Here is a 14,451-nt window from a genome sequence, read left to right as displayed (position 1 = left end):
CAAGCGGTTGGTGCGTCAGGGCGACATGCCGTACTTCACCTGGGCGCCGGTGTTCAATTCCTTCGGTTCGAACAACCGCACCAACTCCATTCGCGTGCCGATGGGCGGCGGGCGGTTCGAATCGCGCAACGCCGATGGCTCGGTGAATCCGTATCTGGCAGCTACCTTGTTGCTGGCCGCCGGTCTGGAAGGCATCCGTGAAGGGCTTGACCCGGGATTGCCGCAGGAAGATAACCTGTATGAATTGACCGAAGCCGAGCGCGCCGCCCGTGGAATCGAATTCCTGCCACAGAACCTGGCCGAGGCGATCGAGGTGTTCGAGGCCGATCCGTTCGTGACCGAAGTGCTCGGTCAGGAACTGCGGGACGAATTCGTGCGCTACAAGCGCCGCGAGTGGAACGAATATCATCTGAGCGTGACGGCCTGGGAAGTCAAACGGTACAGCCATTTGTTCTAAGGGCAAAGTTTGGGGCAAGGAACGGGAAAAGGAGGGAATGCCGCATGAATGATCTGAATCGAGGGGCGTTGAGCCGAATCAGCATCTCGCTGCCTTCCCGCCTGCTGGCGGAACTGGACCGGATGGTGTTGAAACGCGGTTTCGGTAGCCGTTCGCAAGCCATTGTCGAGATGATCAACCAGCAGTTGGTCGAGCATAAGTCCGACCTGGGGTTCGATGTCATGGCGGGCACGATCAACCTCGTCTACGACCATTCGACCACGAATCTGCAAAAGGAACTGACCGACCTTCAGCACAAATACATCGACGAAGTGATCAGTTCCCTACACGTACACCTGATGGACAACCAGACGATGGAAGTCATCCTGGTTCAGGGGCCGGCAACGAAACTGCAAATGATCGCCGATCAGATGATCAGTTGCAGCGGGGTGATTACGGGGCGTTTGCAGTTGACCACAGCACAGATACCGCCGTTGCATCCCCTGTCCTAAAAGCAAGCGAGAACATACTCGGTACGAATAACATGCCAATACAGGAGAAACTCATGGCTGAATTGATTTACGAAGATGTTATCCCCGGTGGCGCGCACTGGTCGCTCGAAATGGCCAAGGGAACCCAGCTTGTCCTGATCGATGAAACCGGCGGGGCGAATGTCGGGATGCTGTTTTTCAATCCACGCAATCTGCTCGAACGCTACAACGCACCGGATACGCTCAAGTGCCAGCATACCTTCAAGCTGACCCAGGGCCATTGCCTGTATTCGGACATGGGGCGGATCTTCTGCTCCATCGTCGAAGACACCGTGGGCTGGCACGACACCGTGGGCGGCAACCTGAGCAAGCAAAAACTGCGGGAAAAATGGACCGAACGCCGGTATCAGCAGGCGCACAACGACTGGACTTTAAGCGGCGTGGACAGTTTTCTGGTCGAGATGGCCAAGTACGGTCTCGGCAAGAAGGACATGGCCGCCAACCTGAATCTGTTCAGCAAGCTGGCGGTAGAAGACGATGGCACGCTGGTGTTCGTCGAACAGCACAGCACTGCGGGCGACCAGATCGCGCTGCGGTTCGAAATGGATACGCTGGTGATTTTTCATACCTGCCCACATCCCATGAACCCGGCGCCGAACTATCCCAAAAAACCGGTGCGCTACCAGATCTGGACGGCCGATCCGGTGACCGATGACGACCTGTGCATGAATTCACGGGTGGAAAACCAGCGCGGCTTCAAGAACACCGAGCTCTATCAACCCACGTGCTGCTCTGCACACAGCTGCGCTTAAGGAGGCCCTATGATCAAGCACAGTACGCGCACACCCGAAGCCGCCACCTTTCGTCAGGTGGTTGAAGCCGGTGACTATTTCATCAAGATCGTACAGTCGGGTCAGACCGTGCGAATTCTGGATCTGGAAGGCAATCAGGCCGCCGATACCCTGTTCTACCGGGCTGATAATCCCACCGAACGCTACAGCGCCATCGACACCATTCGCGAACAGGGGAATGTGTATTTGACGGCTGGTACCATGCTGCTCAGCACCGAGGGCAATCCGATGCTCGAAATCGTGGCGGACACCTGCGGGCGGCACGATACGCTGGGCGGCGCCTGCGCCACCGAATCGAACACCGTACGTTATGGCCTTGAAACCAAGTGCATGCACGCCTGTCGTGACAGCTGGATGCTTGCGGTGGCCGAGCATGAAGAATACGGCCTCGGCAAGCGGGACATCACGCATAACATCAATTTCTTTATGAACGTGCCTGTCACGCCGCAAGGCGGGCTGACCTTCGAAGATGGTATTTCGGATGCGGGCAAGTATGTTGAACTGACGGAGAAAATGGACGTGATCGTGCTCATTTCCAACTGCCCGCAACTCAACAATCCCTGCAACGCCTACAATCCAACGCCCATTGAAATTTTGATCTGGAACTGAAACCCGTCAGTATCGACAAGACAAACCCGACCCCATGGGACGCCCCATGTGTTGCCAGAATCATTCGGGACGACCCGAATCCTTAGGAGTTCATGATCACGCGATCATGCAAGTGACCACCGATGTTTCATAAAGTACTCATTGCCAACCGCGGCGCTATTGCGTGTCGCATCATTCGAACCCTGAAGAACATGGGGATCACGTCCGTGGCGGTCTACTCCGAGGCCGATCGCCATGCACGCCATGTGGCAGAAGCCGACGAGGCCGTGTTCATCGGCCCGGCTCCGGCATCCGAGAGCTATCTGGATCAGGCGAAAATTCTGGAGGCCGCACGGGCTACGGGCGCCGAGGCCATCCACCCCGGTTATGGTTTCCTCAGTGAAAATGCCAGCTTTGCCGAAGCCTGTGCGGTGGCGGGCATCGCATTCATCGGCCCGACCCCGCAGCAGATGCGCGATTTTGGTCTGAAGCATACGGCGCGCGAGCTGGCCGAAAAAAATTCGGTGCCTTTATTGCCCGGTTCCGGCCTGCTGGACGATGTCGCCCATGCCCTGCGAGAAGCTGAGCGCATCGGTTATCCCGTGATGCTTAAAAGCACGGCAGGCGGTGGCGGTATCGGCATGAAACTGTGCTGGACGGCCGATCAGCTCCACGAAGCCTATGACTCGGTAGAACGCCTCTCGCGCAGCAACTTCAGTCAGGGCGGTCTGTTTCTGGAGAAATACGTCGAGCAGGCCCGGCACATCGAAGTGCAGATTTTCGGCGATGGCAAAGGGCAGGTCGTCTCGCTGGGTGAGCGGGATTGTTCCGTGCAGCGTCGCAACCAGAAAGTCATCGAGGAAACACCGGCGCCCGGTCTGGATGAATCCCTTAGAACCGCGCTTTGGGACGCGGCGACCCGTCTGGGGCAAGCGGTCAATTATCAGTCTGCCGGTACGGTCGAATTTGTCTACGACGTGAAGAATGCAGCGTTCTATTTTCTTGAAGTGAATACGCGCCTGCAGGTCGAGCACGGCGTGACCGAACGGGTGACGGGTGTCGATCTCGTGGAATGGATGGTGCGCGTGGCGGCGGGCGAACCGCCTGCTTTGGATTCGTTCGTGTTCGCGCCGCAGGGGCACTCGATTCAGGTGCGGTTGTATGCGGAAGACCCCGGCAAGCAGTTCCAGCCCAGTTCCGGTTTGCTCAATTCCGTCGTCTTCCCTGATCACTCCAGCCCCGATGGCATCCGGATCGATGCGTGGATCGAGACCGGCACGGAAGTTTCCGCCTATTACGATCCGATGCTCGCCAAGATCATCGCCCATGGCACCGATCGCACGGCGGCGCTGGCACAATTGAGTCAGGCGCTGGCTCAAACCCAGATTTACGGCATTGAAACCAATCTGGCGTATCTGCGGCAGGTGCTCACCGATGCCGTATTCGTTGCGGGCAAGCAGACCACCCGTTATCTCGACCAGTTCAGCTTCGCTCCGCGCACCATCGATGTGTTGTCGCCGGGCACGCAAACCATGATTCAGGATTATCCCGGCCGGGTCGGGTACTGGTCCATCGGCGTGCCGCCATCGGGCCCGATGGACAGTCTGGCTTTCCGCGTGGCCAATCGTCTGGTGGGCAACCCCGAGCATGCCGCCGGTCTGGAAATGACCATCACGGGGCCGAATCTTCGCTTCAACGTGGCGACCATCATCGCTCTGACCGGCGCGCGGATGAAGGCGGAACTCGATGGCGCGCCGGTGGTGTATGGTCAGCCGATTGCCGTGGCCGCCGGTTCCGTGCTCAAGCTCAAGAGCATTCAGGGCGGCGGCAGCCGAACCTATCTGGCGCTGCAAGGCGGACTGGATGCGGCGGATTATATGGGCAGCAAGGCCACCTTCACGCTGGGCCAGTTCGGCGGCCATGCCGGGCGATGCCTGCGGGCGGGCGATGTGCTCCGTGTGGATCGGTTGAGCACCACCACCGAGTCAGTTGTGGCGGCACCGCAAGCCTTGGTTCCCGAGTGCACGAAGCATTGGGATATCGCGGTGATGTATGGCCCGCACGGCGCGCCGGATTTCTTCACCGATGACGACATTTCGATGTTCTTCAATACCGACTGGCAGGTGCATTACAATTCCAGCCGAACCGGCGTGCGCCTGATCGGCCCCAAACCGACATGGGCCCGGACCGATGGCGGCGAGGCGGGCTTGCATCCCTCAAATATCCACGACAACGCCTACGCCATCGGCGCGGTGGATTTCACCGGGGACATGCCGGTGATTCTCGGCCCCGATGGCCCGAGTCTGGGCGGGTTTGTGTGTCCGGTGACCATCATCCAGGCCGAGCTCTGGAAAATGGGACAATTGGCCCCGGGCGACACGATCCGTTTTTACTGCGTGGATTACCCGCAAGCCCGGGTGCTGGCACAGGCGCAGGATGAAGCCATCGCGCACTTGTCCGCACCGAAGACGATTGAAATTACACCCCAAACGGCGGGTGATACCGTTTCTCCGATTCTGTACCGCACCGCCGGTTCCGAAGATGAGATTGCGGTCTGCTACCGCCAGGCGGGCGACCGCTCTTTGTTGATCGAATATGGCCCGCTGGTACTCGATCTCGATCTGCGCTTCCGGGTGCATGCCCTGATGACCTGGATGCAGAATGCGGCGATCCCGGGTGTGCTGGACCTCACGCCAGGTATTCGTTCCTTGCAGGTCCAGTACGACGGTCGCGTGCTGCCGCAGTCCGAACTCGTCCGCGTGTTGCAGCAGGCCGAGGCCAGCCTCCCAGCGATTGATGACATGACGGTGCCGAGCCGGATCGTGCATCTGCCGCTGTCCTGGGACGATCCGGCCACACGGTTGGCGATCGAGAAATACATGCAGTCCGTGCGCCCCGACGCGCCGTGGTGCCCCAGCAATATCGAATTCATCCGTCGAATCAATGGACTCGATTCCATCGAGGACGTGAAAGACATTCTGTTCAACGCCCATTATCTGGTCATGGGCCTGGGCGATGTGTATCTCGGTGCGCCGGTCGCCACGCCGCTTGATCCCCGGCATCGTCTGGTGACGACGAAGTACAACCCGGCACGCACCTGGACACCGGAGAACGCCGTAGGTATCGGCGGCGCGTACCTCTGCGTCTACGGCATGGAAGGGCCGGGGGGCTACCAGTTCGTCGGGCGTACGGTGCAAATGTGGAATCGCTACCGGCAAACTCAGGATTTCACCGGTGGCAAACAATGGCTGTTACGGTTCTTCGACCAGCTCAGGTTTTATCCAGTGGGCGCGGACGAGCTCATGCAGTTGCGCGAGGATTTCATTCAGGGTAAGTTCAAGCTCAGGATTGAGGAAACCGAACTCAAGCTGGGCGATTACCGCGCATTTCTGGCCGCCGAGCAGGCATCGATCGATACCTTCAAATCCAAGCAGCAAGCCGCTTTTGATGAAGAACGCGAACGCTGGGCGCAAGCGGGGCAAGTGAACGGAACTCAGGATTTCACGCAGGCCGATGTCGTCGAGGCCGATACGGCCGCCATTCCACCCGGTTGCATTGCGCTCACCTCGCCGGTCACCGGAAACATCTGGCAACTGCATGTGAAGCCCGGCGACACCATCGAGAGCGAACAGGAACTCTTGATTGTGGAAGCCATGAAAATGGAAATCGCGATTCCCTGTGAAGAAACCGGTACGGTGGTCGAGATCCTGTGCGAACAGGGTACGGCAGTCACCGCAGGGCAAACGTTGCTGATCATCAGACCACATTAAGGCGGGAAGCACCCTTTGGAGATAACGCGGATTTAACTCGCAAGTGCAACAGGAGGATTGATCCCCAAAAATCCCGATTGTGCTTTTTTATTCCAAGACATTTACTTGATCGGTTGTTGCGTCTATCTAAGACGTGTTGGATGTCCTTGTCAGTGATGACGGTGAATTCGCAGCTCATGGGGAAGTATGGGCGAATCAGGCCATTGGTATTTTCGTTCAAACCCCGCTCCCACGAGGACTGGGATCCGGTCGGACTTTAGGGAAATCAGCTGCAAATCCCTCTGGATGGCTCATAGTTCACCGCTTTTTTTGGGCAATAGCCCCACTAATACCCTGCAAAAGAGGCAAATCTGCCCTCGCCCAGCTCGATTTTCGGTACGATTCCAAAGAGGATGTTTACAAAACCAAAAGTTTTCCGGGCAACACCATGCTGAACGAAGTGGGAGAATCCCCTTTGGGGTCGCCCTGGCCTGACCTGTGGAGGCCAGGGGAATGGGCTATGGATGGCCCCGTTCAGCCTCGCCGTGACAGGAAGTCACTCATCAACTGACCGGCGTGACGTGCGCTCTGTCATTGAGACAATGGCGAGTCGGTGATTCGTATTGATGAGGGTGTCGAGCGGGCGGTCGTCCAAGCGGGTGCGGTGCTCCACAATGGCCGGGCGTTCATCAATGGAAACACGGATGGGAAAAGCTGTCCTCGGCGGTCATAGTCCCTGTAGCGCTTCTTGCGCGGCTGCTGGCACAGGTAAAACGGTAGAGGTCGCCGCCTTGGCGTTTGTTCTTAAGGTCGTGCTGGTAAATCCATTCGCGACTGATGAAAAGCGCCTTCTCCTGCGCCAGCCAGAAACTGATTTGCTCTGAACTACATTCCTCGCTCAGCAGACGGTCTACCCGGTTCCAGTGCGGTGCAGAGGGGCTTGGCTTTGGCATGACGGTAGTTTGTCGCCAATTGGTGGGCTTGGCGTGGTAGCCTTTGAGGCCACGATTACGCCGCAGCTCTCGGCTGACCGAGGATTAGTGTACGCCAATGGTAGCGGCAATCTGTGTTTGGCTATGCCCAGCTTTCCTCAGGGTGTAAATTTGATATCGTTGTCCGTGGGTAAGCTGAGTGTAGGATCTCATCAGTGCTTTTATTCTTGGCAGAACAAAAAGTAATGATCCTACCGCAGCTCCCTTTATTCCAACCTGTTGAGTTGCACTTACGAGTTGCAATTTGCCCAAGAAAATAAAAAAGGAACAAACACAATGAGAATGCTGCATACCATGTTGCGCGTCCGAGATCTGGATGTATCCATCCGCTTTTATACAGAAGTGCTGGGCATGAAGCTTCTGCGTCGTCAGGATTACCCGTCCGGCGAATTCACCTTGGCTTTCGTCGGTTATGGTGACGAAACCGACCACACGGTGCTCGAACTCACGCATAACTGGGGTGATCACACCTACGACATCGGCACGGGATACGGCCATATAGCAATCGAGGTGCCGGATGTCTATGCGGCCGCCGGCGCAATCAAAGAAAAGGGCGGGAAGATATTGCGTGACGCCGGGCCAATGAACGCAGGGAGCACCATTATTGCTTTCGTGGCCGACCCCGATGGTTACCCCATCGAACTGATTGGTGAAAAGTAAAGAAATCTCTGATTAAATCAGAGGTTACGTGCAGCACAGTGAAGTGAAGTGCCGCCATGAACGGTCACGCATGTGATTGTTTATGAAGAAAATAAAAAATTGCATTTTTTGATTTTCGCCCGATGGAATTGAAAGGTCGGCATATTTCCAGTCTGATTCCCAGCCTTGCAGAAGGGCAACTCGAAAAACCTTTAGAGGTGCCTTTGCACTACAGGGATGTGGTGCCGCGCATCCTGTTTTCGTGCCCTTCGGTCATCCATGACCTGCGCCCGCCAAGGCGTGTTCGGTACTCAAATCAATCGCATAAGCGATTGCCAACATTTTCTTTGGGGCGCAAGTTCGTTGCAACTGGCTACATCCATGTACCCAGCCCTTCGGGAAACGCAAGGCATTTCATCGTTGCTTCCTGCAACGATGCTGGTTTCCCGCGACGAAGGTCCTCGAAAAGCCCTAAGGAAGGTGTTTTTCGAGGTTTCCAGAAACCAGTCTGGTTGATGTCAATGGCATTAACCCACGCCTTGCCTATCGCAGCCGCTGTGCTGTTCCGTTCCAGGTTGTGGTTCACGATGATCATCGTTCGCTTCATGATCTGTTCATCAACCGTGTGAAGTTGGCGAGCGGGACCGCTTTGTCTCTCAATTTGTGTGCCTTTGCAGCATTGAGGTACGCTATGGATCTACACGGAACTGCGTTGGTTAACACAGTCACGCACTTGCCGTTTTCAGTTGAAGGTCGGAAGAGTATTTTGGTAGTGCTGACCGGAACCGAAAGGTGAAACACATTATTCTTCTGTTGGTTTAACCGAAACCAACTGGAACAGCCCAAATGCGGAGGATTTACCTATGTCGCACACTGCTGATGCAGATACCTCGCAACAGACCGATCGTAACAATCATCCCAATCCACCGGCCACCTTGAGCGCTCTTGCTGTCGAGGCGGGAATTAAATTCAACGGCAGCGCACACTGGGATATTCAGGTGCATGACGAGCGAGTCTATGACCGGATTCTTTTGGATGGCTCACTCGGGTTTGGCGAGAGTTATATGGATGGTCTTTGGGATTGTGACCAGTTGGACGTTCTGTTCTACCGGTTGCTCAATGCCGAGATCGACCAAAAAATCGACAAATGGCGTCGTTTACGGCTTCTGGGTGAAATTCTTCGACATCGACTGTTCAACCTGCAATCCCGTCGGCGGGCTTTTCAAGTGGGTGAACGACATTACGATACCGGTAATGATGTCTTCGAGCGCATGCTCGATCCGTCCATGAGTTATTCCTGCGGATATTGGAAAGATGCGACCGATCTGACACAGGCCCAATCCGACAAGCTTGATCTGATATGCCGCAAGCTGGAGCTCAAGCCGGGTGAGCGCATGTTGGAGATCGGCAGTGGGTGGGGCAGCCTGGCCCATTTCGCCGCCAAACATTACGGTGTCGAAGTGGTGGGCATTACGGTGTCGAAAGAACAGATGCAGTTGGCAGAAGCACGCTGCGAGGGCTTGCCTGTCACGTTCAAGTTGATGGATTACCGGGACGTGGACGGGCAATACGACAAGCTCGCGTCGGTCGGGATGTTTGAGCACGTGGGGCCGAAAAATTATCGAACCTATTTCGATATTGCCAAGCGGGTGCTCAAAAAAGAAGGCTTGTTCCTGCTGCATACAATCGGTGCGCCCTTCAGTACACCCAAAACGGACCCTTGGATAGACAAGTACATTTTCCCGAATGGGAAGTTGCCGTCAGCCAGAGAAATCGCTTCGTCGATCGAGCACCGTTTCGTCATTGAAGACTGGCATAACTTCGGCCGGGATTATGACCGTACCTTGATGGCCTGGTGGGCGAACTTCGATCGTGCTTGGCCTGAACTTTCGGCCAAATACGGTCAGCGTTTCTATCGCATGTGGCGATACTATCTGCTGCAAAGCGCCGGATTCTTCCGCTCTGGGCAGGGGCAGCTCTGGCAGATCGTGCTGGCGCATCGCCAACGGACGACGCCTTACCGTTCGGTTCGATGATCGGTAACCAACAGCATGACTTCATATTCGCGCTCCGTCAGTATGCCCAGGCACGACTGGGCTTCCTTAAGTGCCTGTGAATGGCCTTTCTCAGGCTGCTCTCGGGAAGTAGGGCAGCGCGATACTGATGGGGGCACCCCCCTTCGCGACGTGCCTTTTGGATCGCTCCTTCACCCCTGATCCATCAAGTGCCTGATTTCTGGAGCCATACGCAGAACACAGCGCCTGCCCTCCTCGATGGATTCGGCTGCACGGTAAAATTCCAGAAGACCGATCTGCGCGACACGCGGCGAAAGGTAAACGTCGGGAGGGTCGCCCGCCAATCGGCTGCGAGTGATTCGATCCTGTGTAATGTTGACAGCACCGGCGATGGCCTCGAATAGGCTGGGCGGCTGCTGATCGGCAGGTTTGTTCTGGGGAAATACAGCCGTCGCGTATTCGCGAACCACATCGGCAAACTTTTCGACGAAGCCATTTCTAGCGGCAGGAGTCGGTTCCTTGGGCGGTTTTTCCTTGCGGGCGTGCTTGCTGATAATGCCATTGTTGAGGTTTGTGGCAATCACCATATCCGCACCCAGGGCTCGACAGACCGAAACCGGTACCGGATTGACGACACCGCCATCAATCAGCCAGCGGTCATTATTCCGAATAGCTGGAAACAGTCCCGGCAGGGAAATGGAAGCCCAGACCGATTCGATCAGGGAACCCTGGCTGAGCCAGATTTCCTTGCCGGTCGCCAGATCTGTCGCGACGGCCGCATAGCGTTGGCCGTCAAGCGCTTCGATCAGTTTGTCGTCGTCGGCGACGTATCGGTTCAGGAATTCGTGCAATCTGTCCCGGTTCACAAGGCCGTTGCGCGACATGTAGATATTGAAGAACCGCACCGTTTCCAGTTTGGTCAGGGAACAGACCCACTGTTCGAGTTCATCGAGATTGCCGGAAACATAGGCAGCCCCCACCAGCGCGCCGATCGACGACCCGCAGATGATCCGCGGTTCGATGCCCATGGCGGCGAGTTCGTGGATCACCCCGATGTGCGCCCAGCCCCGTGCTGAGCCACTACCCAGCGCCAAACCGATGTTCATTCTGTTTTTCCTCGTTGATTTTCCCTGAGTTTCTTCATGGATTTTTTTCCGGATCAGTCGAAGCCTTCCAGAACAATCTTTCCACGCGTCGTACCGCTTTCGATCAGGGCGTGCGCCCGTTTGAGATTACCCGCGTTGATCGGGCCGAGATTCTGGTTGGCCGTAGTTCGGATAAGCCCGGCATCGACCAGATCGGCGACTTCACACAGCAGTCGATGCTGCGCCAGGATGTCTGGTGTGTCGAACAGCGCACGGGTGAACATCAGCTCCCAGTGCAGCGAAATGCTCTTGCGTTTGAGCAGCAGGACGTTGAGTTCGGCGGGGTCCGGATCGTCGATTAAAGCCAGTTTGCCTTGCGGCGCCAGTGCTTCCACGATGTCGGCGAAGTGCTTGCCCGTCTGGGTCAGGCTGGCGACGTGCGTCACGTTCGACAACCCCGTCTTGCGCAGCTCTTCGGCCAGCGGCTTGCTGTGATCGATCACATGGTGCGCGCCGAGCGAGCGCACCCATTCGGTGGTTTCCGGGCGTGATGCCGTGCCGATCACCGTCAGGCCGGTGAGGCGTCGCGCCAGTTGAACCAGGATTGAACCCACGCCACCGGCCGCACCGATGATCAGCAACGATTGATTCGTCGGCGATTTGCCGGGCAGCACACCCAAACGATCGAACAGCATCTCCCATGCGGTAATGCTCGTCAGGGGCAGGGCGGCGGCTTCGGCGTGGCTCAACGACTTGGGTTTGTAGCCCAGGATGCGCTCATCCACCAGATGCAATTCTGCGTTGGTGCCGGGGCGGGCGATCGATCCGGCGTACCACACCTCATCACCCGGTTTGAATAGTGTCACCTCCGGCCCGACGGACTGAACCACGCCGCTGGCATCCCAGCCCAACACCTTGGTTTCACCTTCGGCAGGCGGCGTATTGCGCCGCACCTTGGTATCCACCGGATTGACTGAGACGGCCTTCACGGCCACCAGAAGATCCCGCCCGCCGGGCTGAGGATCGGGTAGTTCGAAATCAATAAGCGCGTTTTCTTCCGAAATCGGTAGTGATTCGCGATAACCAACTGCTTTCATCATGGGCTCCCGGTGGTGTAGCAAGACGAATGCAATTCTAGTCGATGACTATCGGATTGTTGGTTGCCAAGTAATGACAACGGACGTTTTCAGCAACGATATCGGAGGCATAAACCTTGCTATTGCACAGAGGGTCAACACCCACACCGGGCAAAACAGCTAAGCGAGGATTTAGCGATGAGTGGATTTTTTATTGATTGGGACGGCAACCTGCGCAGCGTGGAGGATCCCGGTGGCGGGTATGTTTGCGAGGTCGATCTGCCCGCCCGTTATGTCGCGGTGATGAAGGGTCCCGTGCTCGCGCATGAAGCCACACTCTACAAAACGCTGGAAGCGGTTCAGAAGGCCGGAATCAAGGCTGCGCTTGTCCCCGGTTCGCACCCCTGGGGCTGCAAGCGGGATGGATTCTGACTGGAAGAATTGTCCGAAATTGCACGTCACTTAATGTCGCCTTTCAGACAAATTCACGGGAATAAATCCCACCGAGACACAGGCGAGCCAGTTCCGCCACGAATCCTTCCCTTGGCATGTCGATTGCTTTATTCAGGTGGAGGATGGCGAAACAACCGCCCTATTTATTCAATTAGACATCGGCAGGGATTGTTGCCATCCAATTTATTCCGCTTGACTCAAGCGGTCATACGTGGAGAAGCCAAGGTGAACAAAGCCGACCTGTTAGCGCAGATTGAGGAAGCCGGTGAAGCCGTGATGATCCTGACCGAAGGGTTGGAGAAACCCGAGTTCCTCCGGTCGCGGGTGACGCGCGTGGTCGTTGAGCGGCAGGTGCTCGTCATCTGCGATCTGGCTGTCCGATTGCCGCAGCAAACTCGAAACATACTGGCGGAGCCGGACTGGGCCGGTTGGGAAGCGACCAGAAAGCAGTTGGCGCTGGCGGGTCAGGAGGCTGACGAAGTACTCTGGTTCGCAGTCACCTCGCTGGCCCCCGCCACCCTGATGTGGTTGCGCGTGTATCGCGAGAATCAACCGAAGCTGTTCATTTGCGAACCGGAACAGGTCGGATAGTCGGTAACCAGAACCTGGATTTAGTAACACATGGGAGCATGACATGTTGATCACCCTCACCCTGCTAGGCAAAGATGCGCACCTGACCGATGAAGACGAGTTCGAAGACGGCATCAAAGCTGCCATGAACGTATTCGCACAACACAACGCCGACCCTCAGGCCTGTGCCGCAGCCAACGACAAACTGGTCCGCAACGAACTGCTGACGCGAGAAGAAGCCATGTTGTGTGTCATCTGGGACGAAGCCGATACCGCTGCATTCCAGTCCGCCACATTAGGCTGGTTAAGCCGGGATGTGGATATTTACCTTGGGATTGAGTGATTCACGAGATACGCAGCCAGAGGGTGAAACAACGAATTTGCACCGCAGCAACGAATGAGACGATGTTTTTCGCCTAAAGGGTGGCGATTTCCCGCCGCCGATTGAGATGCAGGAAGGCTCCAAGGGAACCTCTGATTGAATCCCCCCAAATCAGATAAACTAGCGTGAAACCATCGTGTTAGGTGCCGGATCGATGAAACAGACAAGTTTTGCCTCGCTGAGCTTTGCGTCGAAGAAGAAAAAGACACGCAAGGAGTTGTTTCTTGAGCAGATGCAAGCGTGCGTGCCGTGGCCACAGTTCGAAGCGGTGATTGAACCGTACTATCCCAAATCAGGGCGGCGCGGCGGCCAGCCGATCGGCATCACGACCATGCTGCGGATCTACCTGATGCAGCAGTGGTTCAATCTGTCCGACCCGATGATGGAGGACGCGCTCTACGAGGTAGAATCGATGCGTCGGTTCGCGGGTCTGGAGCTGTGTGAAGATCGCATTCCGGACGAGACCACGATCCTCAAATTCCGGCATTTACTGGAGAAGCACGCGCTGACCGAGCGGCTTTTCGAGGCCGTGAATGCGCACCTGCTATCACGCGGCTTGCAGGTATCCAAGGGGACGATGGTGGACGCGACGCTCATTGCAGCCTCGCCTTCCACCAAGAATGCCAAGGGTGAGCGCGACCCCGAGATGCATCAGACCCGCAAAGGCAAGCAGTGGTATTTCGGCATGAAGATCCATATCGGCGCCGATGTCGACAGCGGCGCCGCCCACACAGTGACGGTCACGGCGGCCAATGAAGCGGACATCAATCAACTTCCGAAGCTGCTGCGGGCAAGCGACCAGGTCATTTTCGGTGATGCCGGTTACACCAGCGACGAATACAAGCGAGGCGCACGGGCACTGGGTATTCACTGGAAAGTAAACGACAAACGCAAACCCAAGCACGGCGACCTAAGCCGCAAACAGCGCAAACGCAACCGGCAGCAATCGAGTATCCGTGCGCGTATTGAACACCTGTTTCGGATCATCAAATGCCAGTTTGGCTACCGGCAGGTACGCTACAAGGGTCTGGAAAAAAACCGTGCGCAGGTCATGAGCCTGATGGTACTGGCGAATCTTTACTTGCTGCGCGGGAGACTGGCGGCATGAACACAGGGAAAATCTG

At 56.5% G+C, this 14,451-nt stretch carries 13 protein-coding genes and 2 pseudogenes; 11 read left to right on the top strand and 4 right to left on the bottom strand.

Translation table 11 applies throughout. The features are described from left to right. The 6 genes and pseudogenes from M7R55_RS10250 to gloA form a co-directional block, all read left to right on the top strand. Nucleotides 1–457, top strand: a pseudogene (locus M7R55_RS10250) (type III glutamate--ammonia ligase); the annotation flags it as partial. Between the two features lie 44 nt (nt 458–501). Then, complete coding sequence (gene nikR / locus M7R55_RS10245) at nt 502–948, top strand: nickel-responsive transcriptional regulator NikR (protein WP_298220314.1); 447 nt, start codon at nt 502–504, stop codon at nt 946–948. 53 nt (nt 949–1,001) lie between these two features. Next, nucleotides 1,002–1,739: an urea amidolyase associated protein UAAP1 gene (locus M7R55_RS10240; protein ID WP_298220313.1), complete on the top strand. Its 738-nt coding sequence runs from the start codon at nt 1,002–1,004 to the stop codon at nt 1,737–1,739. Nucleotides 1,740–1,748: 9 nt separating this feature from the next. Further along, complete coding sequence (locus M7R55_RS10235; protein ID WP_298220312.1) at nt 1,749–2,387, top strand: urea amidolyase associated protein UAAP2; 639 nt, start codon at nt 1,749–1,751, stop codon at nt 2,385–2,387. A gap of 122 nt (nt 2,388–2,509) precedes the next feature. Continuing rightward, nucleotides 2,510–6,136: an urea carboxylase gene (uca, locus tag M7R55_RS10230; protein ID WP_298220311.1), complete on the top strand. Its 3,627-nt coding sequence runs from the start codon at nt 2,510–2,512 to the stop codon at nt 6,134–6,136. Nucleotides 6,137–7,383: 1,247 nt separating this feature from the next. Further along, complete coding sequence (gloA, locus tag M7R55_RS10225) at nt 7,384–7,767, top strand: lactoylglutathione lyase (RefSeq protein WP_298220310.1); 384 nt, start codon at nt 7,384–7,386, stop codon at nt 7,765–7,767. A 352-nt stretch (nt 7,768–8,119) separates the two neighbouring features. Here the strand turns inward: gloA and M7R55_RS10220 are convergent, their stop codons facing one another. Then, nucleotides 8,120–8,353, bottom strand: coding sequence for a hypothetical protein (locus tag M7R55_RS10220; protein WP_298220309.1), 234 nt, complete (start codon nt 8,351–8,353; stop codon nt 8,120–8,122). Nucleotides 8,354–8,609: 256 nt separating this feature from the next. Here M7R55_RS10220 and cfa point away from each other — a divergent pair, with 256 nt between their 5' ends. After that, nucleotides 8,610–9,782, top strand: a complete 1,173-nt coding sequence (cfa, locus tag M7R55_RS10215; RefSeq protein WP_298220308.1) for a cyclopropane fatty acyl phospholipid synthase — start codon at nt 8,610–8,612, stop codon at nt 9,780–9,782. Between the two features lie 170 nt (nt 9,783–9,952). Here the strand turns inward: cfa and M7R55_RS10210 are convergent, their stop codons facing one another. Together M7R55_RS10210 and M7R55_RS10205 are read right to left on the bottom strand one after the other, a co-directional pair. Beyond that, nucleotides 9,953–10,867, bottom strand: a complete 915-nt coding sequence (locus M7R55_RS10210; protein ID WP_298220307.1) for a patatin-like phospholipase family protein — start codon at nt 10,865–10,867, stop codon at nt 9,953–9,955. 53 nt (nt 10,868–10,920) lie between these two features. Continuing rightward, nucleotides 10,921–11,943: a zinc-binding alcohol dehydrogenase family protein gene (locus tag M7R55_RS10205; protein ID WP_298220315.1), complete on the bottom strand. Its 1,023-nt coding sequence runs from the start codon at nt 11,941–11,943 to the stop codon at nt 10,921–10,923. Between the two features lie 177 nt (nt 11,944–12,120). Between M7R55_RS10205 and M7R55_RS10200 the strand changes: the two genes are divergently transcribed. The 3 genes from M7R55_RS10200 to M7R55_RS10190 all read left to right on the top strand — a co-directional run bounded on the left by M7R55_RS10200 (nt 12,121) and on the right by M7R55_RS10190 (nt 13,288). Beyond that, entirely contained in the window at nt 12,121–12,354 is a 234-nt protein-coding gene (locus M7R55_RS10200) for a hypothetical protein (protein ID WP_298220306.1), read from the top strand. Between the two features lie 246 nt (nt 12,355–12,600). After that, nucleotides 12,601–12,966: a hypothetical protein gene (locus M7R55_RS10195; RefSeq protein WP_298220305.1), complete on the top strand. Its 366-nt coding sequence runs from the start codon at nt 12,601–12,603 to the stop codon at nt 12,964–12,966. A 43-nt stretch (nt 12,967–13,009) separates the two neighbouring features. Continuing rightward, a complete protein-coding gene (locus M7R55_RS10190; protein ID WP_298220304.1) occupies nt 13,010–13,288 on the top strand; it encodes a hypothetical protein in 279 nt (92 codons plus the stop codon). A 1-nt stretch (nt 13,289) separates the two neighbouring features. Here the strand turns inward: M7R55_RS10190 and M7R55_RS10185 are convergent. Next, nucleotides 13,290–13,406, bottom strand: a pseudogene (locus tag M7R55_RS10185) (IS5/IS1182 family transposase); the annotation flags it as partial. A gap of 75 nt (nt 13,407–13,481) precedes the next feature. Here M7R55_RS10185 and M7R55_RS10180 point away from each other — a divergent pair. Then, nucleotides 13,482–14,435 carry an IS5 family transposase gene (locus M7R55_RS10180; protein ID WP_298220303.1) on the top strand — a complete coding sequence of 318 codons (954 nt, stop codon included), beginning with the start codon at nt 13,482–13,484 and terminating at the stop codon, nt 14,433–14,435. Nucleotides 14,436–14,451 lie beyond the last annotated feature (16 nt).

The sequence above is a fragment of the Halothiobacillus sp. genome, assembly GCF_027346185.1.
Classification (GTDB): domain Bacteria; phylum Pseudomonadota; class Gammaproteobacteria; order Halothiobacillales; family Halothiobacillaceae; genus Halothiobacillus.
Note: the sequence above shows the minus strand (reverse complement) of the source record. Positions and strands in the feature narration are given on the sequence as shown.